This is a genomic window from Sorangium sp. So ce887 (assembly GCF_051521455.1).
GTDB lineage: Bacteria > Myxococcota_A > Polyangia > Polyangiales > Polyangiaceae > Sorangium.
The window spans coordinates 10,411,551-10,437,651 of record NZ_CP150354.1; the positions used below are offsets into that span (position 1 = coordinate 10,411,551).

Sequence of the window (26,101 nt, forward strand, 5' to 3'; positions counted from 1 at the left end):
TCGGCTTGAGCGTGACCGCACGACCATCACCTCGCCAGGGGACGCGCGCGGACTGGCCCCGAGGACAGCGGCGCGCTGACCCCGGTCGACTGCCCGGAGCGGCGGAGCGCGTAGGCGATGCCGCTCTGAAGGGTGCCCATGGTGACGATGGACTTCATCTCGATGTCCAGACTCACCATCGCCTGGGCAACCTCGGCGCGTATGCCGGTGAGCACGGCCTCCGTGCCGAGCAGCCGCAGCGCATTGGCGGTCCCCACGAGGGTCCCTGCAATGTGGGTATCGATGTGCTTCATCCCGGTGATGTCCAGGATCACGACGCTCGCCTGGTGACGCTGGGCGCCGTCGAGCGCGACCTCCAGCACCTGGCCCGCCCGCGCGGCGTCCATGGTGCCGATGAGCGGCATCACCATGATCCGGTCGGTGATCGGGATGAGCGGCGTGGAGAGCTCCGCCAGCATCGCCCGCTGCGCCTCGAACATCTGCCGTTGCAGCGCGGCCCGCTCCCGCTCCGCCTGCTCGCGCTGCGCGAGCTCGACCTTCAGGCGCTCGTTGCTCGCGCTGAGCTGCGTGTTGGAGCGCTGGAGCTCCTCGGTGCGCTGCGCGACCTCCGCCTCGAGCCGCCGGTTGGCGTGCTGGACCTGCTCCTTCACCCCCCGCATGCCCGAGAGGAGCAACGCGTTCTCGATGGAGATCGCGGCCTGGGACGACAGGAGGCCGAGCAGCTCCACGCGACTCGCGTTGAACGCCCTGCTCGCGGCGTTGTGCTCCAGGTAAAGGACGCCGCTCAGGCGGCCCTGATGGAGCAGCGGCAGGCACAGGACGGACCGCGTGCCCTGCGCCACGATGCAGGGATCGTCGGAGAACCGGGCATCGGCGCTGGCGTCGTCGAGGACCAGCGGCTCGCGGGTGCGAGCGACGAACAGCGCCACGTTGTGCGGCAGGTCGGTGCGCGTCTCGAGCGGCGCGCTCGGCCCGAGCGCGAGCGTCCCGGCCTCGACCCCGAAGGTCGCCTCGACGAAGAGCCGCCCGTCCCGCTCCAGGACCAGCGCTCCCCGCTGCGCACCGGAGTTCCCGAGCACGAGCATCACCAGGCGTTCGATCACCCGCTCGAGCTCCGTCTCGCCGGCGATGGCCTGCACGGCGCGCACGATCAGCGCAGCATCCCGCAGGTTGCCGACCGTCGTCCGGCCCAGGAGGGTCCCCGCGTGCGCCGCGCCCGATGTCGCCGAGGGGATGGAAGAGATCGGCACGCTGTCGCTCGAAGCAGGCAGCAGCGCGGCGTGATCGCGCGCGAGCGCGTCCGCCTTGGCCGTCGCTCCCCAGTGCCGGTAGCCGAGGTACGCGTCGACCATGTACGCGCGCGCCACCTTCGTCCTGCCCTCGTGGAGGTGCAGCTTCGCGCACAGCTCGTTCGCGAGCGCCTCGTCGTGAGGAAACTCGTTCTCCCGGGCCAGGGAGATCGCCCGTTCGTAAAGGCCCATGGCCTCGATCTGAGCGCCGGCGACGCGCGCCTCCTCGGCCTGGATGAGCAGCAGCAGGTGCTGGAAGTTCATGGGAGCGCTCGCGGCGAGGCCCGCGATCCGCTCCTTGTGGCGGGCGATGGTCCGCGCGCGACCCTCCGCCGCTTCGGGCGAGGCCGCGGCGGGCAGCGCGAGGAACGCCATGCAAGCGTAGAAATGCAGCTTCGTCGGTTGATACAGACCGAGCATGCCCGCGCCGTAGGCCTCGGCGTCCGCAGCGTTCGCCGCAGCCCTCTCGCAATCGCCGTACAGATAGGGAAGATGCAGCTTGAGCAACGCGTAAAAGAAGAGGCCCGCGATCAGGTTCCTCTCTTTGAGGCGCGCGACGAACTCGTCCTCGTCGAAATGGTCGTCGCTCAGGCTGTCGGGGGCCCGCGTCCGTCCCTGCAGGTTCGCGATCGCCTGCCTCATGAGCGTCATCACGGCTGTGCCGCTGACGTCCCCGGTTCGCCGTAACACGACGAGGCCTCGCTCGACCTCCTCGCGCAGCTCCTCGAGCGGATAGCCCGCTGTGAACATGTTGCTGACCACGCAGTTCCATACGTTGCTGAGATGGGCGAAGTCGCCTGATTCCAGCAGCTCTTGCCGCGCCTTCAGGAAGCGAGAAATCCCGTCGCGCACGTCGTGGAACAGGTGGGAGTACGTGGCGAAGATGTAGTTCACCCTGGCGGTCAGGGCGGCGTTCGAGAACCTGTCGCTCAAGGTGAGGGCGAGGCGGCCGAACGCATGGCCATCCGCGGGCCGCCCCTGCAAGACCGCGAGCAGGAATCCGTACGAGGTGTACGCGACGGCGGACACGTCCGAGTGGCCGTACCGCAGGGAGATGTTGACCTGCTTGAGGACGATCAGCGGGTAGAGCTCCGGCCTCAGGCAGAAGAGCGGCCCCATCATATCGCTGATGAGCTGCACCAACGCCCTTTGCTCCGGGTTGTCCATCACCGGCGCATCGATCAGGTCTTCTATGCGCCGGCCCGCCAGGTTCGCGTCCAGCGCTGCGAGCTCGGCCTCGACGCCCGCCTGCAGCGCCGCCTCGTTGCTCGGCAGCGTGAAGCCGAGCATGCTGGTGCCCTCGCCCCCCAGGCGCACCACGTCCGCGAAGTTCCCCAGCGTCACGTGGAGCAGAACGCGGAGGCTGTAGATCTGCGCCCGCTCCACGTTCGACCTCGCCCGGGGCATGAGGGACGTGAAGAGCTCCTCGGCCCGCTCGAGCGCGCCGCTCAGGTACACGCACTCCGCGTTCTCGCGGCTGAGCGTGAAGCAGAGCTCCTCGTGGCGCGCCGAGCGCGCGTCCCCGAGGAGCTCGAGCGCCGCGCTGAAGTAGCCTGCGGCCGCCTGATAGGCTGTCCTGAGCTTGGCCGCCCTGCCCGCCCGCAGGTTGAGCCGGGCCAGGGCCACCCGCCCGGCCTCGTCGGCGATGCCCCGCGCGCCCAGGTTCAGGTGGCGAACGATCTCGATCAAGCCTTCGTCTGGCGGTGTTTCGCCGGCCCGCGACCAGAGCAGCCGGCCGATCGTCAGGTGCAGCGCTTCCTTGCGCGAAGGCTCGACGAGCGAGTAGGCCGCGTGGCGCACCCGGTCGTGCAGGAACCGGTACGATGCCTTGATCTCGCAGGGGGCCGAGAGCTCCGTGTCCGCGCTCTCGTCGAAGAAGCGATAATCGCTGTCACGCGGCACGATCAGGCCTCCGCGCAGCGCGTCCCACAGGTCGGCGGCCGTCGCGGCGGGCGATTTCTCGTGGACGACCGCCAGCGTGGTGAGATCGAACGCGTGGCCCAGGCACGCGGCGAGCTTCAGAGCGCGCTGCGTCGCCGGCGGGAGCCGGTGCAGCCTGTCGAGCATGAGGTCGACAACGTTGTCGGCGGCGACCGCCTCCCGGACGCGCGCCACGTCCCATGCCCAGGCTTCCGAGGGCGCATCGAACCACAGCGCCCCCGCGTCGTGGAGCGCGCCGAGGAGCTGCCCCAGGAAGAACGGGTTGCCCTCGGTCTTCTCGAAGACCTGCGTCGCGAGCGGCGCGACCGAATGCGGTGGCGCGCTCAGCGTGTCGGCGACGATCTGTGTGACCGTGGGCATGTCGAGGGGCTTGAGCGTGAGCTCGGCGATCGCCACGCCCGCCTTGCGAAGCTCACCCAGCGTCGCGTGCAGCGGATGGGCGGCGTCCACCTCGTTGTCCCGATAGGCGCCGACGATCAGGAGATGGTTGCCCTCCACGTCCGTGAGGAGGCGCTCGAGGATCCTGAGCGACGCCGGATCGGCCCACTGCAGATCATCGAGGAAGAGGGTCAGCGGGTGCGTCGAGGCAGCGAAGACCCGCACGAAGCGCTGCACCAGCAGATCGAAGCGGTTCCTGGTCTCGGTCGGCCCGAGCTCCGGTACGTCCGGCTGAGGCCCGAGGACAAGCTCGAGCTCCGGGATCAGATCCATGAGGAGCTGCCCGTTCGCGCCGACCGCCGCGAGCAGCTTGCGTCTCCACGCCTCGACGGCCGCCGCCGACTCCGTCAGGACCTGCCGGATGAGCTCGCGGAAGGCCTGCGCCATCGACGCGAGCGCGACATCCCGGTTGATCGGATCGAACTTCCCTTTCGCGAAATACCCACCATGACGGGCGATGGGCTTGTGGATCTCGTTCACCAGCGCGGTCTTGCCGACACCGGAGTAGCCCGAGATGAGCACCAGCCCGGCCGCGCCCTGGCGAGCCCGATGAAAGGCGGACAGGAGCACATTCACTTCGTGATCCCGGCCATAGAGCCGCTGGGGAACACGCAGATCCAGCGGACGGTCGTGCTGGCCCAGCGGAAACGGATCGGCGCGGCCCGTCGCCTCCCACTGCCGGAGGCACTCCTCCAGGTCGAGCTTGATTCCTCGGGCGCTCTGGTATCGGTCCTCCGGCATCTTGGCCAGGAGCTTCACGATCACCTCCGACAGCGCGCGGGGCACCCGCGGCGCGCGCTCGTGCGGCGGCGTCGGCATGCGCGCCATGTGGCTGTGAATGAGCGCGGTGGGATCGTCCTCCTGGAACGGGAGGGCCCCTGTCAGCATCTCGTAAAGCGTGACGCCGAACGAGTAGAGATCGGCGCGCAGATCCACGCTCCGGTTCATGCGGCCAGTCTGCTCAGGGGCGATGTACGACAAGGTGCCCTCGAGCGCGTCCGGGGGGGCCGTCTCCGGTGTCTCCCTCGAGAGGCGCGCCGCGATGCCGAAGTCGACGAGCCGCGGGCTGTGCGTCTTCTCGTCGATCAGGATATTGTGCGGCTTGATGTCCTTGTGAATGATCCGGAGTCCGTGGAGCGCGTCGAGGGTGCCCGCGAGCGCGATGGCGATGCGGAGCGCCGTGCCCACGTCGAGCCTGCGCGCCTTCAGCACGGCGTGCAGCGAGGAGGGGCCGAGGTCCTCCATGATGAGCGCGAGGCCCCTGCCGCACTTCTCGATGGCGTGCGCCCTGACGACGCCGGGCACCTCGCCCGCGTCCCGCAGGATGGCGAACTCGCGCCGCAGCCGCGCGAGATCCCTGGCGGTCGGGAAGTCGGACCGAGGCATCTTGACCGCGACCGGCGCGCCGTCCTCGTTCCGGCGGCCGCGGTACAGCACGCTCTCGGATCCTTCGTACACCCGCTCGACCAGCGTATGATCTGACAGATCGATCATGGCAGAAAGGCCCCCATTCCGCGCCATCCATTCGAAGGAGCATGCTCCTTCCGCGCGTCAGCCCGAGAATCCCCCGTCTCGTCGTCGGACAGACGAGTCGTCGGTCAGCAGAATACCGACCAAGGCATAGAAGTCCAGCTTGACGGAGTCAAGCTGGCGCGGCCAGACGGCTCGCCATGTACCGCGCGGGCGACATGCCAAGAGCCTTGCGAAACATGGTCACGAAGCTGCTCGCGCTCTCGTAGCCGAGGTCCAGCGCCACGCTTTGCACGGTCGCGCCGCGGGAGAGCTTCTGGATGGCGAGGATGATGTGGAGCTGCTGGCGCCAGCGGCCGAAGCTCAAGCCCGTCTCCTCGACCAGGAGACGGTTCAAGGTGCGCTCGCCGACACCGATTCGCTGCGCCCACGTCTTCGTCGTCGCGCGGTTCGCCGGATCGGCGGTCATCGCATCCACCAGACGACGGAGCCGCGGATCGGTCGGCATCGGCAGGCGATGCTTCTCGATCGAGACCGTCGCGAGCTCGTCGAGGAGCACGCTCACCAGGCGCGCGTCCGGTCCGTCGAGATCGTAGAGCGCGGGGCGCGTCGCCAGGCGAAGCAAGAGCTCGCGGAAGAGCGGCGTCACCGACACCGCGCAGCAATCCGGCGGGAGGTTCGGCGCCGCGCCGGGCTCGACGAAGACGCAGTAGCCCTCGAGCGGCGCGCGCGCGCGGATCCGATGCGTCAGCGACGCGGGGATCCACAGCGCCGATTGCGGCGGCACGATCCAGAGGGCGCTCGACGCTTCGCAGATCAGCTCTCCGCGCACCAGGTACATGAGCTGCGATTCGCGGTGCGCGTGAGGCTCGCTCTCGAGCGCGCCGCTCGCCATGCTGAGCCCGATCGCGTTCGCCGGTCGCGCGACCGCGATCTTCCAGCGCCCGCGCGCATCGAGCACCACACGGCTCGCGAGCGACTCGAGCGACGCCACCGCGCCACGGGGCTCGTTCGCCACCTGGACGTCTCCGCGAATCGTCCAGCCCGTCGGATGCGCAATCCGTGTCGCCCTCGAACTCCGCCGCTTCGCTGCCATGGCCGTCTTGAAAAACATTTTGTCCTGATTGCGCAATGCGGTCAACAGCGCCGGTCGCTATGTTCTCCTCCATGCTCCCACCTTCCACCGCGCCTTTGGGCGTCGTCGAGTCCGCGTTCCATCGGCTCGTCTCGCGCCGCGCCAGGGTTCGCAAAGTCGAGCCCGTGGGCGATGCGTTCCGCCTCGTCACGCTCGTCGGAGAAGATCTCGAAGACCGCCGCTGGACTCCCGGCGACATGATCCAGATCGGCTTCGCTGGCCTGGCCGGGCGAGCGTACACGCCGCTCTCCTTCGATCTGCGAGCCGGCACCACCACGTTTCTCGGTTACGTCCACGGCCACGGCATCGCGTCGAGCTGGCTCGCGTCGGCGACGATCGGAGAGCAGCTCTTCCTCGTCGGCCCGCGTTCGGCGCTGGACCTCGGCGCCGTGAATCGGCCGATGATCTTCTTCGGCGACGAGACCTCGTTCGGCACCGCGGCCGCGATTCGAGCGACGCCGGAGGGAATGCGAGGGGTTGCGTTCTCGTTCGAGGTGGAATCCGAGGGAGCCTCGCGCATCGCGCTCGAGCGGATCGGCGTCACGAACGGTGTGACGCTCACCACGCGTGAGCCGCAGGATCGTCACCTCGATCGCATCGAGAGCGACCTCACGAGAGCGCTCGGCGCTGCGCCGCAGACGCGATGCGTCTTCACCGGGAAGGCTTCGTCGATCCAGCGCCTCTACAAGGCGGTACGGCGAGCAGGCGTCCCCGCGAAACAGGTCACCAACGTCGCCTACTGGGCGCCAGGACGGAAGGGATTCTCCGGTGTTCAACGCTAGCGGCAATGCCAGTGAGGAGGGCGAGCGAATGCTCCGAGAATGTGTGTCCTTGACCCGAGGCCGACCATGAAGTCCGATCCCTTCGCTGTCCTGCCCGACGGGCGGGTGCGCGCCGTGCTGCGGCGCCTCCACGACGAGGCCGACCGGCAGGTGCCGGGCGTCCTCTTCCACTTCCTGCCGCAGCTGCCGCGGATGCTCCTCGGCCGCCGCGTCGACGCCCCGGGCACGGAGCTCGACTTCGCCGACAAATACCTCGCGCTCGGGCGCGACCAGGGCGCCTTCTGCTACCTGACGGCGCGGGCGCTCCGCGCCAGGACGATCGTCGAGTTCGGCACGTCCTTTGGCGTCTCGACGCTGTGGCTGGCGGCGGCGGTGCGCGACAACGGCGGCGGCCGCGTCATCGGCACCGAGCTCCTGCCGGAGAAGGCGCGGCGCGCGCAGGCGAACCTGGAGGAGGCGGGGCTCGCGTCCTTCGCCGAGATCCGCGTGGGTGACGCGACGGAGACGCTGCGGGCGGACCTCGGCGAGGTGGACTTCATGCTCAACGATGGGTTTCCCCTGCGGGCCCTCGACGTGCTGAAGCTCGTCGCCCCGGCCCTGCGTCCGGGCGCTGTGGTGGTGACCGACAACGTCGGCGTCTTCAAGGCCGACTACCGCGACTACGTCGCCTACGTGCGCGATCCGCGCCACGGTTTCGCGTCGATGACGGTGCCCTTCCGCTCGGGCACCGAGTACTCGGTTCGGCAGCCGGCGCGCCCGGGCTGACCACCGCAGGCGAGGACGACGGGGCCTGGACACGGAGGGCCTGCAGGGGCCCTTCGCGCCGGGGAAACGGCGCCGCAGCCTACACCGAACGCGTGCTCTTCAGCACGCTGTGCCGCATACAAGGCGCCCGTCTGGGCACGTCACGCCGGGCGTGCCGTCGGCGCCGCAGCTCACGTTGCATTGCGCCGCCTCGACGCACGTCACGACACAGTCCGCGTCGCACTTGAGGTCGCAGGTACTCCCGCCCTCACAGCGGATCGAGGCGCCCGAGCCCAGGTTGAGCTTGCACACGGCCTGGTCCCGGCAGGCCGCTGTGGACCCGTCGCCGGCCTTCAGATCGCAGCTCGACGCCTGCGTGCACGTGATCACGCTCCCGTCTCCGCCGCTGCCCTTGCACTCGCTCGTGTCGATACACTCAAGCGTGAGCGCCTCCTCGCTGCTGCCGTGGCACTTGGCGTTCGCCGAACAGTCGAGCGAGCACGCCGTCGCACCGCAATCGGTCTTGCAATCGGCGCCCGCCACGCACTCACAGTCGGCCCCGCTGCACGCACATCCTGCGCCTGTACATGGCAGACCCTCTGTCTCGCCGCCGTCGCTACCGCATCCGGATGCCATGAGCATCGCGAGCGCCATCCACCAGATCTGCGTCTTCATCGTCGTCTCCTCCGAGCGTGGGGTGCTCGCAGGTTAAACGCAGACGGCGCGCGATGCAGCCCGACAACGGCCCGCCGTGTCCGCTCAAGAGGAGCGGCGGCCGTCGGGCGCCGCTGCTGACGCCGCGCGGACGCGAGATCCAGGGCGAGCCCGGCGGCTCGCCGGGTCCGCCAGGTCGAGCTCCGAGACATCGCCGGCGTCGGCGAATTCGAGAGCAAGACCCGGAGTGCGGCGATTTCGGCGCGGGGTAAGCTCGCCTCGTGACCCGCAAGAAGCGCCGGAAGGAGGCAGACGACATGTCGGGAAAGGCCCATGGGCTCGCCGTCGTGGTGGAGAGCGACCCTCGCTGGACAGCCGTGATCGCCCGCGACGCGAGCGCCGATGGCAAGTTCTTCTACTCGGTCAAGACGACGGGCGTGTACTGCCGTCCGTCGTGCGGCGCCCGCCCCGCGAGGCCCGAGAACGTCGGCTTTCACCCGACCGCGGCCGCCGCCGAGCGGGCGGGCTTCCGGCCGTGCCTGCGCTGCAAGCCGGACCAGCCGCCCCTGGCCGAGCGCCAGACGACCCTGGTGGCCGAGCTGTGCCGACTCATCGAGAGCAGCGACGAGGTGCCGAGCCTTGAGGAGCTGGCGCGCCACGCGGGACGGAGCGTCTTCCACACGCATCGTGTCTTCAAGGCCGTGACGGGGGTGACGCCGAAGGCGTACGCGGCGGCGCACCGCGCCCGGCGGGTGAGGGCCGAGCTCGGCAAGAATGGCACCGTGACCCAGGCGATCTACGCGGCCGGGTACGGCTCGGGCGGGCGCTTCTACGAGCAGTCGAACCAGGTGCTGGGCATGACGCCCACGAGGTACCGCGCCGGAGGGGCGCAGATGGAGATCCGGTTTGCGATCGGGGAGTGCTCTCTCGGCTCCATCCTGGTGGCCGCCACCGCGCAAGGCGTGTGCGCCATCCTGCTCGGCGACGATCCGGAGGCGCTGGCGCACGATCTCGAGCGCCGGTTCCCTCGGGCCGACCTGATCGGCGCCGATGCGGGGTTCGAGCAGCTCGTCGCGACGGTGGTGGGCCTCGTGGAGAGCCCGCGCGCCTCGGTCGAGCTGCCGCTCGACGTCCGCGGCACGGCGTTCCAGCAGCGCGTCTGGCAGGCGTTGCGGGATATCCCCGCCGGTACGACCGCGAGCTATGCGGAGATCGCCGGCGCCATCGGCGCGCCGAGGGCGGTCAGGGCCGTGGCCCAGGCGTGCGCGGCCAACGCGCTGGCGGTGGCGATCCCGTGCCATCGTGTGGTGCGGAACGACGGCGGGCTGTCGGGCTATCGCTGGGGTGTCGAGCGCAAGCGCGCGCTGCTCGACCGGGAGGCGGGCGCTTGAACGCGTGCTGCGAGGTCGTCCCCATCGCGGACCGCGTGGACGAGCGGGTGGCGGCGGTGGACTGGGCGCGCGTGTCCCAGGACCTCGACGCGCACGGCGGCGCGGTGGTCGAGGGCTTGCTCACCCGGGCCGAGTGCGGCGACCTGGCCGCGCTGTACGCGCGCGACGAGCTCTTTCGCAGCCGGGTGGTGATGGCGCGGCACGGCTTCGGGCGCGGGGAGTACAAGTACTTCGCGCACCCGCTGCCCGCGCTGGTCGCCTCGCTACGGACCCGCATCTACCCGCGCCTCGTGCCCGTCGCCAACCGCTGGAGCGCGGCGATGGGCCTGGAGGTCCAGTATCCGGAGGAGCACGCGCGGTTCGTCGAGCGCTGCCACGCCGCAGGCCAGGTCCAGCCGACACCGCTCCTGCTGCAGTATGGTGAGGACGACTACAACTGTCTGCATCAGGACCTCTACGGCGAGCATGTCTTTCCGCTGCAGGTCGCGATCCTTCTTTCCGAGCCCGAGCGCGACTTCGCGGGCGGCGAGCTCGTGATGACGGAGCAGCGCCCGCGCATGCAGTCTCGACCGATGGTGGTGCCGCTGCGCCAGGGCGACGCGGCGGTCTTCGCCGTCCGTCATCGACCCGTGCAGGGCACGCGGGGGGTGTACCGGGTCAACATGCGACACGGTGTCAGCCGTGTACGCTCGGGCCATCGTCACACGTTAGGTATCATCTTTCACGACGCCACGTGAGGATGCGCGAGGGGAGCGCGGACGAGCCTATCGTGCGGCGAGCTCGTTGCGGTAGCCCGCCGGTCACCTCGTTGCTGTAGCCTGCGATGGCTGGTGTCCGGTCGGCTCTCGCTGAGCCGGCGGGACAGGCGGGAGTCATCGAGGAGATATGGGCAAAAACTGGATGGTGGTGGGGGTTTGCGCGTGCGCCTTGCTCGTCGCTTGCGGCGGCGATGACACGGACGGGAGCGGCGGCGCCGGCGGGAGCGGCGGCGCCGGCGGGAGCGGCGGCGCCGGCGGGAGCGGCGGCGCCGGCGGGAGCGGCGGCGCCGGCGGCGAGACGCGCCTTGTCGAGCTGTACCAGGCGGCCGTCGCCGACGCGGAGATCGCCGAGGAGAGCGAGCGCGTGGACACGTTGACGGCGATCGACGATGAGAACGCGGAGCTCCTCCGCGACGCCGACGATCGTGTGCTGATGGTCACCTGGACGTCGTACGCGGGCTATGACGAGCTCGTGGGCGAGGAGACCGAGCTCGCCGTCGAGGTCTGGACCACGGCGGCGGCCGCGCTTCAGACGTTCTGCCGCGCGAGCGGTCTCGAAGAAACGGAGCTCTCGCTGCGGCTGGAGCAGCTGCTCGGCCTGCCGCCGGGCAACGGCAAGGACCGCGTCGTGGCGCTCTGGGCACCGGCCGAGTCGATGTTCCGCCCGACCCCGGACCTGGAGATCGACGACTCGACCGCCGATCTCGACTTCCCGGCCGGCACGCCACAAGAGCACGTGGACTGGTTCAACGCCCTGAAGGCGACGTCCTACGGCGAGAATGGGTATCCGTGGACGCGCCTCGGCTACACGTACGACTGGAGCCCAGAGGGCCAGAAGGTCGGCCTGAGCGAGTTCGTGATCAGGAAAGGGACGACCGTCGTCGTGGAGTCGGTCACCCCGCAGGACGAGTACTGCCGTCCTGCGCAATGACGCGCGCCGCGCCCGGAGCCCCCCGAGGAGAGCCGCTCAGTCGACCGCGGAGGGCGCGAGCGGCACCTTGCGGTAGAGGCGATCCACGTCGATGACGACGCCGACCGACTCGAGCTCGAGGTGCAGCCCGGGGCCCAGGATCGCGAGCAGCCACCGGCCGTCCGGCTGCCGCTGGAAGTGCTCGACGCGCACCTCCTTCTGGGAGACGAGCACATACTCCATGATCGAGGGGACGCTCCGGTACTGCGCGAACTTGTCCCCACGATCGTAGGCCTCCGACGAATCGGAGAGCACCTCGACGATCACGCTCGGATTGATGAGCGTGTCGAGCTCCGCATCCTCGAACACGGGATCGCCGCAGACGACGGAGGCGTCGGGGTACACGTAACGCCCCGTGGACGTGATCTTGACGCGCAGGTCGGAGGTGTGGACCTCGCAGGCGCGATCGAGCAGCGCATTGCCGAGCTCGCGCTGGATGTTCCCGGCGAGCAGGCTGTGCGCCCGGGTGCAGCCCGCCATGGCGAAGATCTCGCCGTTCGCGTACTCGTGCTTCTGCTCGGAGGCCCGCTCGAACGCGAGGTACTCCGCGGGCGAGAGCCCGGTGCGCCTGGCAGCCTGTCCCATGGCGGACAGCGTACGGCATCCGCCCGCTGGAGGCGAGGCGCCCGCCCCTACCCCCCGGGAGGTCCGACGCGGCACGCCGCCGACCTCCTCCCGGCGCCGGCCCCTGCCCGCGCCGGCGCCGCCTGCCCTGCCGGCTCCTCTTCCGCCCAGCCGCCCCTCCAGCGGCAGCAGCGCTCTCCTCCCCGCCCGTCCCCGCCCGCCTGCGCCCGCGTCACCCCTGCTCCGTCGCCGGCGCCCCCGGCGGCGCGGCGGTCTCGGCCTGCTTCGGCTTCTTCCGCCGGCTCTCCAGCCACGCCCGGCGCTTCTCGACCCACTTGGCGAGGTCCTTCGCCAGCCAGCCGCCCTTCTGCCGCCCCACGATCTCCCGCAGCAGCAGCGCGGCCTGGCCGTGGCCGATGCGCATCGCGAACAGGTCATCCATCACGATCTTCGCCCACCGCGTGCGGCGCACCGAGTCCATGTGATCGACGAACTGCTCTATCCGGAGCAGCACCTTCGTCCCGACCCCCGTCTTGCCCGTCACCACGAGCGCCGCCGTCTTCTCCTTGTCGAGCGCCTCGAGCCTGCGGATCGCCCCGTCGATCAGGTTCGCGTGCTCCGCCCACCCGGCGCCGCCCTGCTCCTTGGCCGCGCGCACCGCCGCGAGCGCCTCGCGGAGATCGATCAGGCCGAAATCCGAGTACGACAGGAAGAACGTCAGCACCTCGCGCCGCGCCGACGCGTTGCTCTGCAGCCGCTCGATCGCGGTCCGCACCCGGTCCATCGAGAGCCACCGGTAAACGAAGTCGAGCCCGGTCCCCTTGATGTTCTGCGATCCCATCAGCCGCGCGTCGAACCCCGGCGGGATCTCGCGCGTGATGAAGTCGATCACCTTGTCCCCCTTCGCGTCCGCGTTCCACAGGACCGCGATGCGGTCGAGGGACAGCTCGCGAAGCGCCGCCCGGAACGCCTGGTTGGCCTCGGCGTCCGCGCCCCGCGACAGCGCCGCCTCCACCTCCGCGCGCGCCTTGTCGCGCCGGGCCAGCCGCCGCGACAGCCGCGCGGCGTGGTGGACGATGTCCGGGCGGATGTCGTCCTCGCCCGCAGGCGGCGCGTGCGCCTCCAGGGCCCTCTTCACCGCCGCCTCGATCGCCTCGGGCTCCCCCTTCTTCCCCGCCACCTCGGGGCCGCCCACGATCGCCGCCGCCGCCGCCTCGTCGAGCGTCGGCAGCGCGCGCAGCATCCGGGTGAGATCGTCCTCGAACGCGCCCGCGCGCGCCGGGATGCCCACCTTCTTCATCTGCTCGTCGAAGCGCTCGAGCGCGCGCTCCTTGCCCCCGTCGCCCGTGATCACCATCTCGCGCAGCCGCGCGTCGAGCCCCTCCGTGATGAACTGCATCATCCCGCCGAGGTTCGAGTTGATCAGCACCACGTGATCGACCCCGATGTCCTCCACGACGATCTGCGCGAACACGCGCGACCGCGCGACCCGGTCCGCGCGGTTGTTCACCACCATCACCGTCGCCTTGCCCGGCGTCGCGTCCATGTCGTGCTTGTCGAACGCGAGCCGAGTCCAGTTCGACATGAACCCGGCGCGCTCGTTCGCGCTCATCCCGTTCGAGAACGTCAGCTTCCGCCCCCGGTACTGCACCGTCGGGTACGTCTTCAGGACGCCGAGATCGAGGATCACGTGATCCGCGATCTCGACCAGCGCAAACTCGCGATCGACCCCGAAGTGATCCGCCAGCGCCAGCACCAGCGCCACGTTGCGCGGGTGCTCCTGGTACGGGAGCCGGTCGAGGAGGTCGACAGGCAAGAGATCCGCGTCGATCGGCGGGATCGCGACGAGGTTCGTCCCCTTGCGCTGCGCCTGGTCCTTGAGCAGCGGGAGCATCTGCTCCTCCGTCGTGAACGACAGCCCGTCCGTCGGCATGAAGCGCGCGATCACCCGGGCGACGTCCTCGCCCCCGGGGCCCTGGATGTCCTCGTGATCCGGGTAGGCGTTCGTCAGCGTCGTGATCTCGTCGCGCATCCACTCGGAGCAGAGCGTGTCCACGAAGAGCGGCTGGAGCGCCATGCACTCCCACAGGAACACCTGCGCGCGGAGGTTCCTCCCGGCGGTGAGGATGTTCCGCTGCTCCCAGATCGTCGCCTTGTCGTAGGGGCGGTAGATGAAGATCTCCTGCGCCGGCAGGTCGCGCATGGCGTGGATGAACATCGCCTCGCAGCCGGTCGTCTTCACGACGACGTCGTACCGGAGCGCGTGGAACAGCGCGGCCTTGAGCCGCTCCGAGCCGCTCTTGCCGCGCGTGCCCCAGCCGCCGATCGAGAGCGGGATGCCCCGGCGCGCGCGCTCGATCTGCGTCATGATCCACGCAGCCCGCAGCACCATGTACGCGAGGACGAGGAACACGACCCACGCGAGCTGCGTGGGGACGTTGCCCGCGGGCGAGACGAGGTACGAGAAGAAGCTGTCGATCCAGACGGGCACCGACGGGCCGACGAGCCAGTCGCGTCCGATCTGGAACGCCGAGGGCAGCGCGACGGAGAGGTACTTGCCCGGCAGGTGCGGCTCGATGGCGTACGGGCGGCCGTCGACCTCGCCGCCGGTGTCGCCGAGCGCGACCGTGAAGCCGAGCTCGCCCGTCATCAGCGTGAACTTCTTCTGCTCGGCCGGCTCCTGCGCCACGAGCGCGCGCATGCGGGCCTGCGCGTAGCGGTCGTAGCGCAGCGTGAGCAGCGCGCGGGCGCGCAGCCGGTGCGCGAGCTTGGCCGGCGCGCGCACCGTGACCGTCCCGCGCGCCGTGATGAGGCGGATCTCGCGCTGGGTCAGGCTGGCGGCGGCGAGCAGATCGTCGATGCGGGGGACGAACGGCCCCCAGCCGCCGACGGGCGGGTAGACGTGGCGCTCGCCCGGCACGCGCGTGGGCGTGACCTCCGACATGCCGACCGGCGGCGCGACGAGCTCGCCCGCGAACAGGCGGCCGCTCGAGTGGATCCACCCCTTGCGCTTGTCCGGCATCGGGGTGCGCATCTCGTGGAGGAGCCGCCAGAGGCGGAAGCCGCGCGGCTCACCGCGCGTGAGCACGTACCGGCCCCGGCCCCTGCGCCGGAGCGTGTAGGTCATGTCGCCGCGCGACGCGACCACGAGCGCGCGCTCGATGTCCCGGGGCTCGGCGTCGGCCGGGATCTCGACCGGCGCGCTCTCGCCCTCCAGGAGCTCCGAGGCGACGGCGACGAGCGCCTGCCGGATGCTCTCGGTCACCGGACGGCTCTCGACCTCGAGCAGCCGCAGCGCCGCGGCCGCCTCGTCGGAGAGGTCCGGCGAGATCGCCGGGCGGCTCGCGAACTCGGCGAGCAGGTCGACGAACGTCGGCGGCGGCAGCGAGGCGTAGGGCCCGGCGCAGAGCGTGCGGACCGCCTCGAGGGCCGCGCGGGACACGAGCGGCGGGCCGGGCTTCGCGAGGGCGAAGCGGACGGTGCGCTCGGCGTACGGGGCGGCGTCCGCGTGGTCGGTCGCGAAGCGCGAGAGCTCCCGCATGGCGTAGCCGCGGACGCGAGGCGACCCGTCGCCCTCGGCGACCTCGGCGAGCGCCGTGAGGGCCTCGGGGCCGCCGAGCGCGAGGAGCTGGCGCACGAGCTCCTGGCGGACGTGCTCGCTCGGGTCGTCGCGGGCGAGGAGCGCGATCGCGAGCGGGTCCGCAATCGCGTGCGCCGCGCGGGCGGGCGGCGCGCTCACGGCGGGCTCGGCGCTGAGCCGGGGCGCCGAGTCGGGCGCGGGCGCATCGGGGGGCTCGGCGCTGTCGGGGGCGTCGAGGGCGGCGGCCTCCGGCGCGACGCTCGGCCTGCTGCCGCGGCCGGCCTGAGCGCCGTTCCAGCGGCGCGGGTCCTCGGCTGCGCCGGCGCGGCGCGCCGGGCTCGCCGCGCGCGCGTCGCCGAGCGGGATCACCGGGGCGGACGGGCGCGCGGCCGCGCCGAGGAGGCGCAGGGCGTTGCGGCGGAGGATGGGGCCGTCCTTGTCCGCCGGGTCGCGGGTGCGGATGCGATCGGCGAGCAGCGAGAACGCCTCGTCGGGGAAGAGGAGGACGCCGATCTCGAGGGCGGCGATCTGCACCCAGCGGGACGCGCCCACGCCGCGCGCCCACGCCAGCACCGAGCGGGCCGCGTCGAGCCCGAGGTGACCGAGCCGCTCGCGCGCCGGGATGCGGTGCAGGAGGGCGACGGCCGCGAGCAGGGCGGACCGGCGGACGGGCGCGGGGCGGCTCGGCTCGGCGTGCGCGACGGCGAGCCGGAGGACGCCGCCGTCGCGCACGACGTGCAGCGCGTCGGGGGGGTCGAGGTGCTGCGCGAGGTGGGTGAGCGCGTGGTAGGCGACCTCGATCTCGTCGAGGCGGTCGGCGATGGCCGTGGCGAAGCGCTCCTGGGCCGCCTCGAGGTCGAGGTTGCGGGCGAGCGCCGAGAGGTCGCCGGTCTGCTCGAGGCGCGCGGCGGCCCAGCCGAGCAGGGAGGCGGCGCCGCCCCTCTTGCGCTCGCGCGCCCAGACGCGGAGCTGCCGGGCGAGGAGCTCGCGCCGCTCGGCCGGGGTGGCGGCCGACTGGTAGGCGAGCACGAGCGCGGACTCGGCGCTGCGCAGCCGGTCGACCTCGGCGGCCGCGCCGTCGGCGCACCGGGCGAGCGCGGCGAGCAGCGCGGGCCGCGGGTGCTCCTCGTCGCCCAGGTCGGCCGTGACGCGCGCGACGACCGCAGCGATGGCGCGCGGGCGCAGGCGGACCTCGATCTGCGGGAGGCTGTCCTCGATGACCTCCGCGATCGAGCGCGGCGCGGCGGTCCAGGAGTCGGTCGCCTCGCGCAGGCTCACGGCGTCCCCTCGCGAGCACGATCGCGGAGGGGGCGGCCTTGCGGCGGGAAGCGCGGGACACCGTGCGGCGAGACCATCGGCGGGCGAGCAGGGTACACCGTCGCGCGGAGCTGTCGCGAGCCGCTCTTCATGCGGTCCGGGCTCTCCCAGTCCGGACGAGGAAGCGCGAGCTCAGCAGGCCGACTTCGCGGTCGTCTCGAACACACCGCGACAGGACGGAGGCCGTCCGACGCACGCGGCGCCCTGGGCTGGCTCAGCGGCTGTCGTCTGTCGTGCAGCGCCGTTCAGCGCCGGCGGACGCGGGGGCTCGGGCCGTCTCGGGCGCGCGCCGCGCTCTCAGGGCGAGCCTTCTGCGAACGTATCGCAGTCCTCGACGCGGCCGCCCTGCATGCCGCGCTTGAACCAGGCGACCCGCTGCGCCGACGAGCCGTGCGTCCACGTCTCCGGGTTGACCCTGCCGGTCGCGCTCTTCTGCAGCCGGTCGTCGCCGATCGCGGACGCGGCCTGGAGGGCCTCCTCGACGTCGCCCGACTCGAGCAGGTCGCGCTTCGCCGTGGAGTTGGCCCACATGCCGGCGAAGCAGTCCGCCTGAAGCTCCATGCGCACGGAGAGCGCGTTCCGCTCGCCGGGACGCGCGGCTTGCTGCTGGCGCATGCGGCGCTCGATCCCGAGCACGTTCTGCACGTGATGGCCGATCTCGTGGGCGAGCACGTAGGCCTGGGCGAAGTCGCCGGGCGCGCCGAACCGCGCCTTGAGCTCGCGGTAGAAGCCGAGATCGATGTACGCCGTCCGGTCGGCCGGGCAGTAGAACGGCCCCATGGCCGACTCGCCGACGCCGCAGCCCGACCTCACGGAGTCGGTGAACACCGTCAGCTGCGGCGCCGGATAGGTCTGCCCCGTCCGGCTGAACACCTGCTTCCACACGGCCTCGGTGTCATCGAGGACGAACGAGACGAAGTCGACGAGCCGCTCCTCCTCGGGCGAGCTCGCGCGCTCGTTCCCCGCGCCGGGGAGCGAGACGCCCTGGCCGAGCCCCGAGGAGAGGAGGTCTTTCCCGAAGACGAGCGAGAGCACGAGCAGGATCACCGTCCCGCCGACGCCGAGCTTCGCTCCGCCGGAGACGCCGCGGAGATCTCGTAGGTTCGCACTGCGTTTCCCGGGTGTCCAGCGCATGGCAGCCGCAGATATAGCGTGGACTGCGCATCGGGCGCCACCTTAGCTTTCGGTCAGGACGTTTTTGCATTGCTCGCTCGGACGTGGGGCCGGCGTGTCCGGCGTCCTTTGCGCCTTGGCGCCTGGCGCCCTGGCGCCCTGGCGCCCTGGCGCCTTGGTGTACGTTGCGCGGCTCGTAGTCTTCTCGTCCGAGCACCGCTCTGGCGTGATGTTCGAATCGACCCGCCGGACGCCCGAAAGGGAGATTGACTCACGGTGTCTTCAGGCATCCTGACGGCGAGTCTCCTCGAGTCGCGCGCTCTCGCCAGCGTCCCTGGACCGCCCGCAAACGTCAGCATGGCTCTGTCCGCCTCAGCCGCAGCGCGCGCCGTCGTCCGATGCTCGCTTGCCGTCCGTGGAGGCCGGTGGGACCATGCGCCTCATCATGACGAGCAGAACGCACCTCGCCTCCCTCCTCGGCGTCGCGCTCGCGGCGCTGGCCCTCGCCGCCGGCTGCGACGAGCCTTCCAGCGCGCCCGGCGGGGCCGCCGAGAAGCCCTCGCAGGCGGGCGCCTCCGCCCAGCCCGCCGCGCTCAAGCCGGGCGACGCCGCGCCCGACGTGACCTTCACGCTGCACGACGGCAGAGCGGTGAAGCTCTCGAGCCTGCAGGGCAAGCAGGTGCTCGTCTACTTCTATCCCAAGGACGACACGCCGGGCTGCACCGTCCAGGCCCAGGGCCTGCGCGACGGCTGGGCCGATCTCCAGGCCGCCGGGCTGGAGGTCTATGGCGTCTCGACCCAGGACGCGCAGAGCCACCAGGCCTTCATCCAGAAATACGAGCTCCCGTTCCCGCTCGTCGTCGACGAAGGTGGCGCGGTCTCCAGCGCATTCCGCGTGCCGCTGCGCAACGAGTTCGCCTCGCGCCAGTCCTTCCTCATCGACAAGGACGGCAAGATCAAGCAGGTCTGGCTCGAGGTGGATCCCAAGGAGCACGCCGCGGCGATCCTCTCTGCAGCGAAGAGCTGATCGAACTTCTGCTCTCCGCTGGCGGTCCCAACCCGTTTGTCGCTAAGGAGCGACGGTCACCCGCATCGGGTACATGCCGCGCAGAGCGGCGGTCACCCGCATCGGGTACATGCCGCGCAGAGCGGCGGTCACCCGCATCGGGTACATGCCGCGCAGAGCGGCGGTCACCCGCACAGGAGACGGGCCTAGATCGGCGTTTTCGGCGCGGAAGCGCACTCCAGTGCGCTGAGCACCGAAGACGTCGAGGTAGGCCCGTATCCGAAGCGGGTGACCGCCGCGACGACGGGCTTCCAGAGGGCGAGAGAGTGCGCGCACGGCAGCACCACCTGAGCGACCGCGGCGCTCGACAGCGCGTGCAGGTCGGCACCGGTGAGGTGGCCGTGCGCCGCGAGCGCGGCGGGGCGACCGCGCGGCGCCTCGGCCTCGGCCAGAGGCGGCCGCCGGAGCGACTGCGCGGCAGCCTCGAACACCTCCGCGACAGCGCGGCGGACCGGCTCGCCGCCGGCCCCGATCGCCCACGCCACCGTGAGCCACGCGAGCTCGGCGTGCCGGGCCTCGTCCTCCGCGATGACCTCGAGCGCCGCGCGGACGGCCGGGTCCTCGGCGCGGGCGCGCTGCTCCGCCGCGACGAGCGCGGCCACGGTCTCGCCGACGCAGCCTTCCTCCGCGACGGCGCGCGCCAGCGCCACGAGGTCCGCGGCCACCGGGAGCCCGGGCGGCATGGGGAAGGCGGCTGGACCGAGCGGCGCGCCCCGGTAAGCGGACGCGAGCGAGAAGCCGAGGCGGGCATGGCCGACCTCGTCGAGCGCGGCGATGTGCGCGGCCTCGACGAGCGACGACGGCGCGCCGTGCGCCATGAGATCCAGCGAGAAGCGCGCGAACGACGCCACCGACGCGTGCTCCTCGAGCGCGCTCCGGAGCCAGCCGTCCGCGAGCGTCTCCCGCTCCTCGTCGGTCAGATCCGCGAGCGAAGGCTGTCGCCCGCCGGAGCCGCTCGCCGTCCCGCGCGCGAGCCACCCGGCCTCGGCCGCCCGCGGGGCCGCCGTGTGCCGGTGCCCCTCCAGCATGAACGGCCGGCCCGGCACACCGCAGTAATCCGAGTTGCGCCTGGAGGTCACCTCGTAGCAGCACACGCCCTCTCGCTGGGTCGCGTCGCTCTCCACCGACTCGATGTAGTCCTCGCATTTCGGGTAGATGGTCCTGAGCTCATCCAGCGCCTGATCGCGGTCGAGGCACGCCCCGAGCTCCTCGAACCATTCGAAGCAGCGGATGTCGGCTGCGGCCTCCGGCTCGCCGCCGCAGCCCGGGGCTGCGACCAGAAGCGCAGCCGCCGTCGAGGGGCCGACGCTCAGCAAGAGACGGGCGAGGAGTGTTCGTCGAAAAGATCCGTCGAGCAGCATGAGATGCACCTCCAGCCCATGCCCCGCTGCCTCGTGAGCACAGCGGCAAGCGCGGAACATGGCGCGTCGTGCCCTCTGCCGTCGCAACTCATGTGCCACTCCGGCCGAGGCTCCGGCGCGCCGAGATCTGCGAACGCGGCGCGGGGAGCGGTGCGCTCCGTCAGCGGGGAGGGCGGCGCGCTCCCTCGATCCCGGCGCCGCAGCCATGACACACTCCGGCACTCCCCGGCCGGCCGCGGCCCGTCGACGCGCGCTCCGAGCCGCGCAGCGGCGCACCCTACAGCGGACTCACGTTCATCGTGAACGACGCGTTCCGCAGGATGCGCCGCGCGGCGAGCGGCGTCGTGAAGCCGCTCGCCGTGTGGAACGTCGAGGAGCTCCCGCCGCAGCTCGGGTCGCTCCCAGCCCATCGCTCCGGGCAATGCGCCATGACGTAGTCGAGGTCCGGGTTGCTGCCGCCGAGGCCCCGCCACCGCGTGTGCCGGATGCAGGCGGCGCCGTCCACCGTCCACTCGGCCTCGAGGCTCATGCCAGAGCCCGCGGTCTCGGTCTGGATGCCGAGCGCATCCCAGACGTCGATCGCCGTCCCGGGCTGCGTGTGCGGCGCGCCGTCGCCGCAGTAGTCCGCGCGCACCATGCGGATGCACGCCTGGTGGAAGTAGGAGAGATCCCTGCTCGCGCAGGTCTTCCCGTCGCACTCCGCCTTGGTTGCCCAGTCCCTGTAGCCCCACTCGGCGCACTTCGCGATCGCCGCGCCCTGGCAGGCGAACGTGAACGAGCTCCCGTCATCCGAGAAGGCGCCGGTCACCGGATCCCAGGTCCCGTTCACCGGGATCGCCCCGAGGCCCTCGCCGCAGATGTTCGCCCAGATCCCGGGGGCGGCGAGGTACTTCACCGTGTAGTACGTGACCCCGTTGCGCTCGACGATGCCCGTGATGCGGACAGCCAGCGTCGACCCATCGTCCAGGATCGCCTCGGCCTCCGCGCCGAGGAAATCGATCCCGTCGACGGGCGCGCCGTCGCTCTCGCGCGTCCCGATCAGCGTCGTCGCGTTCAGCGAGACGCCGTTGAAGCGGACCCCGTTGAAGCGAACCCCGTTGAAGCGGACCCCGTTGAGCTGGGTGCCGTTCAGGTACGTGCCGTTGAAGGTGAGATCGTTGAGCGCCCGCAGGGCGAGCGCGCTCTCCGCTGGCTCCTCCTCGTCACCGCCGCCGTCGACCTCCGCGACGCACCCGACGCCCACGGAGATGAGCCCGACCATCGCCCCTGCCAGGAACCCTCGCTGAAACATGATCGCCTCCAAGGCTGACGCTGAAGCCATGACGCCCGCGCATCGACGATCTCCCTCCCGGCTGTCGGGCTCCGGTCGCGCGAGATACGCGGCCTGAGGCGGCGCTGCCCGGGCGCCGCAGATCCTCGTCACCCTTTACGGTGGTGGAGGAAAGGAGGCACAGATGCGGAGCCCGATCACCGGATCGAGGAAGGTGCCGTCAACGACGGTCCGATTGTCACTGCGGACCGATGTTTGATCGTAGAGGTAAGCCCCGCCGCGCAAAAGAACTTTGTCGGCCTCTATCGACGAAATGGCCCACTCGAGGACATTCCCCGCCATGTCGTCGACCCCGAAGGGACTACGTGAGGCGGGGTGCGAGCCCACCTCATCTGGACCCATCGTGGAGCTCTCCTTGCCATAGGTCTCATCGAAGTTGGCGTCGCCGGGAGAGAGCGTGTCGCCGTGCGGGAAGATGCGGCTGTCGGCGCCACGCGCCGCGCGCTCCCACTCGTGGTCGGTGCACAGCCGGGCTCCGCGGACGCGGGCTGTCGTATGGAGCCATGCGGCATACTCGGTGGCCTGCGCGAAGGAGATGCCCGTGACCGGGAAACGAAGCCAGTCCTGCTGCGCCCGGACCGACCGCGAGGGGTAGACGAGCGGCTCGCCGGCGTGCGCCGTGTACGCCTGCACCGTGGGCTGAATCGTGAGCTGCCATACGCCGCTGGGCAAACGGCGCAGCCCGAGGGCGCCTGTCATGGCGCCGTTGCCCGCCTGGATGGAAGACGGCCCGCGGGACTCCCTCGGGAGCGCCTGGATGTAGTCGAGCCACTCCTGAAAGGTCGTCTCGTGCCGCGCGATGAGGTACGCGCCCGTGCTGATCTCGTGAAGGGGAACAGTGGAGAGGAACGCCCACCGGTACATGTCGTCCAGGGCGGCGCCGAAGAGGAACCGTCCGGGCGGGATGTAGATGAAGCCGGGAGGGACGTCCCCGGCGGGCGGCAGCGGGATGGAGAGGCGCAGGGACTCTCCGCGGCGGACCTGGAACGGATAGCGCACGATGGTGCGGTTCCGCGCCTCGCAGGTGAGCAGGTAAGAGCCCTGCGCGAGCGCGATGCCCGAAAGCGGCGCCGTCCCGACGATCCGCTGGCCGACCAGCTGCCGGCGACCCTCCGCGTCGCTCTCGTACCGCTCCAGCGTGATATCCGCGCCGGGGGGATCGGTCTCGATGGCGACCTCGGCGGGCGCGTTCCATCGCTCTCGGCGCTCGCCGTCAGGATCGTACGTAATCATGCGCTGGAGCAGCTCCTCGCGCAGCGAGGGGTGGCCCCTGCTGTCCGCGGCGAGCGCGCGATCGTAGAGCACGTCGCCGAGCAGGTCGCGCGCGTCGCGGCGGGCGCCGTCGAGCGTGAGCACCGCCTCCAGCTTCTGGCTCGCCTGCAGGTGGAGCCGCTCGGACTCGGCGGCGCGCCGGCGCGCGCGCTCCCAGAGCGCCTCCCCCTCGTCGCGGCGCCGGCCGTCGAACGCCGCGAGCGCCTCGGCGCGGAGCGCCTCGGCCGCGGCGCCCTCGAGCGCCGCGGCGGCCGAGGTGGTCGCGGCCTCGTCGATCTTCCTGTCCGCCCGCGCGGCGAGGTGGCGCGCCGCCCTGAGCTCCAGCGCGCCGTAGAGCAGCGCGGCGACGAGCGGGACGCCCACGGCGAGGGCCCACCGGGCCGCGCGCTGCGTCAGGACGGCGCCCCGCGACGCCCGCAGGAACGCCGCCTCGCGCGGCGGCAGATCGCCCGGGTCGAGGCCCTTCGCCTCCTTCAGCTGGCGCGCGCTGAACAGCGCGTCGCGACGCCGGCCGAGCCGCTCCCACTCGGCGGCGGAGGCGTGGAGGCGCTGGCGCGTGGCGCGCTGCTCGCGCTGCTCCTCGAGCCAGTGGCGCAGCGTCCCCCAGCCGTGGATCAGCGCCTCGTGGGCGATCTCGTAGACCGTCCCCTGCTCGCCCTCGCGGGCGAACAGGAGGCGCCCCTGCACGAGCGCGTCGAGCGCGGCGCGCGCGGCCTCGTCGCCGCTCCGCTCCGCGAGCTCGGCCTCGGCGCGCCGCGCCCGCGTGCCCTGCGGCGTGATGAGCTCGCCGAGCAGCCGCCGCGCGGCCGCGTGGACCGCGGGCGGCATGCGGCCGAGCACCCGATCGGCGTGGCGGGCGAGCGCGCCCTCGACGCCGCCGATCTGCGCGAGATCCGCGCTGCTGAGCGGCGCGTCGGGCGCGGCGCGGGCGTCCCACAGCTCGGCGAGCGCGAACTGGAGGAGCGGAAGCCCGCCCTCGGCGCGCGCGGTCGACTCGACGAGCGCGTCGACCACCGCGTCGGACTCGAACGCGACGCCCTTGGCCCGCGCCGGCCCGGTGATGGCCTCGCGCAGCTTGTCCGCCGACATCGGGCGGAGCAGGTAGAGCGCGCGCTCGATCTCGTCGCCCAGGCCGGAGATGCCGGCGACGCGCGCGAGGAAGTCGCCGCGCACCGTGGCGAGCAGGCGCAGGGAGGGCGAGCGCGCCGCGAAGGCGCTGAGGACCTCGCCGACGAGCGCCGCCTCGCCGGGGCTGCTGAGCGTCGCGAGCTCCTCCAGCTGGTCGATGAACAGCACGAGCCCGCCGCGCTCGCCGAGCCGCGCGCGGAGATCGCGGGCGAGCGAGCCCGGCGCCGCGCGCACGGCCTCGGCGATGCGCTCGGCGGGCGCGCCGAGGACGGGCTCGAGCGCGGCGGTCAGCGCGGCGAGCGGGTGGCGGCCGGGGACCATCATGGCCGCCTGGAAGGCGCGCCCGCCGCCGAGGGCGCCCTCGAGCACGAGCGAGAGCACGCCGGCCCGGCAGAGCGAGGACTTGCCCGAGCCCGAGTCGCCGGCCACGACGATCATGGGCTCGGAGCGCAGCCGGTCGAGGATCGTCCCCGTCTCGGAGCTGCGCCCGTAGAACACCGCGCGGTGCTCGAGGTCGAAGACGAGCAGCCCGCGGTAGGGGTTGCCCTCCGGCGCGATCGAGGCGTGCCGGCTCCGCGCGAGCAGCTGCTCCAGCGCGTCGCGCAGCTCGTCCCCCGAGGCGAAGCGGGCGGCGGGGTCGATCTCGAGGCACCGCTCGATGACCGCCGCGAGCCGCGCGTCGGCGCCCGGCGCGAGGGCGGCGAGGGGCCGGGGCCGCTCGCTATGGACGACGTACGAGAGCTCGCTCATCGGCACGTCGTCGTGCGGCGGGACACCGGCGCAGAGCTCGAAGAGCAGCGCGCCGAGCGAGTACACGTCGGAGCGGCGCGTCGCCAGCTCGCCGCGCCACAGCTCGGGCGGCAGGTAGTGCGGCGTGCCGCCGTCGACGCTCCTCGTCGCATCGAGGAACCGCGACGCCATCTCGGCCGCCTCGCGAATCTCGCTGTCGAGCGGCTCGTCGCCGTGCGCGAGCGCCGGATCGCCGCCGCCGCGGAGCGCGGGCCCCTGCGCCGCCGGCTCGAGGAGCTTGGCGAGGCCGAAGTCGAGGAGCTTCGCCTCGCCGTCCTGGGTGAGCACCGCGTTGGCCGGCTTGATGTCGAGGTGCAGCACCCCCCGGCGGTGGGCGGCCGCGAGGCCCCGCGCGAGCCCCGCCCCGAGATCGAGCACGCGCGGCCAGGGCATCGGCACGGCGACGCGGTCGAGGCTCTGGCCGCGGACGAACTCCGAGACGATGAACAGCTGTCCCCGGAGCTCGCCCACGCGGTAGACGGCGACGACGTTCGGGTGCTGGATGCGCGCGGCTGCGCGCGCCTCGGCGAGCAGCCGCGCGCGCACCTCGGCGTCCGCCGTCTCGGCGCGGATGAGCTTCACCGCGACCATCCGGTCGAGCAGCGTGTCGTGCGCGAGGTAGACGTCGCCCATGCCGCCGCTGCCGAGCTTCTGGACGAGCCGGTACTCCTCGAAGCGGCTCGGCGGGCTGAAGCTGGACGGGCTCAAGCTCGACGGGCTCAAGCTCGACGGCGGCGGCGCGTCGGCCGCCCGCGGCAGCGTCTCCGCTCCGACGGGGCGCCGAACGGCCTGCGAGGGGGTTTCAGCTGTCTTCTCTTTCACGGTGACACGCCTCGCCCCAGGTGCCGGAGGAATATACCCCGGCCGTGCGCTCCCGAAGGAGCTCACGGCCTGTGTCCGACGCGCGAGGTGGCCGTGCTTGCCGGCCGCGCGCGTCACGGCTTCGCTGCCCGCTCGAGTCAGGCTGCAAGATCGCCGTGTCCGTGCTCTCTCCCTCGATAGCTAGCCA

At 71.8% G+C, this 26,101-nt stretch carries 15 protein-coding genes; 6 read left to right on the forward strand and 9 right to left on the reverse strand.

Going from position 1 to position 26,101, the window contains the following annotated elements; translation table 11 throughout:
* Window positions 1–26: 26 nt before the first annotated feature.
* Both WMF36_RS38990 and WMF36_RS38995 read right to left on the reverse strand, forming a co-directional pair.
* Window positions 27–5,162, reverse strand: a complete 5,136-nt coding sequence (locus WMF36_RS38990) for an AAA family ATPase (RefSeq protein WP_437575899.1) — start codon at window positions 5,160–5,162, stop codon at window positions 27–29.
* Between the two features lie 148 nt (window positions 5,163–5,310).
* A complete protein-coding gene (locus WMF36_RS38995) occupies window positions 5,311–6,156 on the reverse strand; it encodes an AraC family transcriptional regulator (protein ID WP_437575900.1) in 846 nt (281 codons plus the stop codon).
* A gap of 149 nt (window positions 6,157–6,305) precedes the next feature.
* Here WMF36_RS38995 and WMF36_RS39000 point away from each other — a divergent pair, with 149 nt between their 5' ends.
* Both WMF36_RS39000 and WMF36_RS39005 read left to right on the forward strand, forming a co-directional pair.
* On the forward strand, window positions 6,306–7,055 hold the full coding sequence (locus tag WMF36_RS39000) for a siderophore-interacting protein (RefSeq protein WP_437575901.1): 750 nt from the start codon (window positions 6,306–6,308) through the stop codon (window positions 7,053–7,055).
* A gap of 66 nt (window positions 7,056–7,121) precedes the next feature.
* Window positions 7,122–7,820: an O-methyltransferase gene (locus WMF36_RS39005; protein WP_437575902.1), complete on the forward strand. Its 699-nt coding sequence runs from the start codon at window positions 7,122–7,124 to the stop codon at window positions 7,818–7,820.
* Between the two features lie 99 nt (window positions 7,821–7,919).
* Here WMF36_RS39005 and WMF36_RS39010 read toward each other — a convergent pair whose 3' ends face one another.
* The gene (locus WMF36_RS39010) at window positions 7,920–8,474 is read right to left on the reverse strand and encodes a hypothetical protein (protein WP_437575903.1); all 555 of its coding nucleotides are present in this window, start codon (window positions 8,472–8,474) and stop codon (window positions 7,920–7,922) included.
* 296 nt (window positions 8,475–8,770) lie between these two features.
* On the opposite strand from WMF36_RS39010, the gene ada reads away from it, so the two are divergent.
* The 3 genes from ada to WMF36_RS39025 all read left to right on the forward strand — a co-directional run bounded on the left by ada (window position 8,771) and on the right by WMF36_RS39025 (window position 11,533).
* The gene (gene ada, locus WMF36_RS39015) at window positions 8,771–9,844 is read left to right on the forward strand and encodes a bifunctional DNA-binding transcriptional regulator/O6-methylguanine-DNA methyltransferase Ada (protein WP_437582012.1); all 1,074 of its coding nucleotides are present in this window, start codon (window positions 8,771–8,773) and stop codon (window positions 9,842–9,844) included.
* Window positions 9,841–10,581 carry a 2OG-Fe(II) oxygenase gene (locus WMF36_RS39020; RefSeq protein WP_437575904.1) on the forward strand — a complete coding sequence of 247 codons (741 nt, stop codon included), beginning with the start codon at window positions 9,841–9,843 and terminating at the stop codon, window positions 10,579–10,581. Before ada ends, WMF36_RS39020 begins: the two co-directional genes overlap by 4 nt.
* 148 nt (window positions 10,582–10,729) lie before the next feature.
* Window positions 10,730–11,533, forward strand: a complete 804-nt coding sequence (locus WMF36_RS39025; protein WP_437575905.1) for a hypothetical protein — start codon at window positions 10,730–10,732, stop codon at window positions 11,531–11,533.
* Window positions 11,534–11,569: 36 nt separating this feature from the next.
* Here the strand turns inward: WMF36_RS39025 and WMF36_RS39030 are convergent, their stop codons facing one another.
* From WMF36_RS39030 to ypfJ, 3 genes are all read right to left on the reverse strand, one after another.
* A complete protein-coding gene (locus WMF36_RS39030; RefSeq protein WP_437575906.1) occupies window positions 11,570–12,157 on the reverse strand; it encodes a Uma2 family endonuclease in 588 nt (195 codons plus the stop codon).
* A 211-nt stretch (window positions 12,158–12,368) separates the two neighbouring features.
* The gene (locus tag WMF36_RS39035) at window positions 12,369–16,994 is read right to left on the reverse strand and encodes a capsule biosynthesis protein CapB (protein WP_437575907.1); all 4,626 of its coding nucleotides are present in this window, start codon (window positions 16,992–16,994) and stop codon (window positions 12,369–12,371) included.
* 336 nt (window positions 16,995–17,330) lie between these two features.
* A complete protein-coding gene (ypfJ, locus tag WMF36_RS39040; RefSeq protein ID WP_437575908.1) occupies window positions 17,331–18,167 on the reverse strand; it encodes a KPN_02809 family neutral zinc metallopeptidase in 837 nt (278 codons plus the stop codon).
* Window positions 18,168–18,591: 424 nt separating this feature from the next.
* Here ypfJ and WMF36_RS39045 point away from each other — a divergent pair, with 424 nt between their 5' ends.
* On the forward strand, window positions 18,592–19,173 hold the full coding sequence (locus tag WMF36_RS39045) for a peroxiredoxin (protein WP_437575909.1): 582 nt from the start codon (window positions 18,592–18,594) through the stop codon (window positions 19,171–19,173).
* Between the two features lie 185 nt (window positions 19,174–19,358).
* Here WMF36_RS39045 and WMF36_RS39050 read toward each other — a convergent pair whose 3' ends face one another.
* The 3 genes from WMF36_RS39050 to WMF36_RS39060 all read right to left on the reverse strand — a co-directional run bounded on the left by WMF36_RS39050 (window position 19,359) and on the right by WMF36_RS39060 (window position 25,914).
* Window positions 19,359–20,573, reverse strand: a complete 1,215-nt coding sequence (locus WMF36_RS39050) for a ferritin-like domain-containing protein (protein ID WP_437575910.1) — start codon at window positions 20,571–20,573, stop codon at window positions 19,359–19,361.
* A 277-nt stretch (window positions 20,574–20,850) separates the two neighbouring features.
* Window positions 20,851–21,864 carry an ADYC domain-containing protein gene (locus WMF36_RS39055; protein WP_437575911.1) on the reverse strand — a complete coding sequence of 338 codons (1,014 nt, stop codon included), beginning with the start codon at window positions 21,862–21,864 and terminating at the stop codon, window positions 20,851–20,853.
* Window positions 21,865–21,999: 135 nt separating this feature from the next.
* On the reverse strand, window positions 22,000–25,914 hold the full coding sequence (locus WMF36_RS39060) for an nSTAND1 domain-containing NTPase (RefSeq protein ID WP_437575912.1): 3,915 nt from the start codon (window positions 25,912–25,914) through the stop codon (window positions 22,000–22,002).
* Window positions 25,915–26,101: the final 187 nt, after the last annotated feature.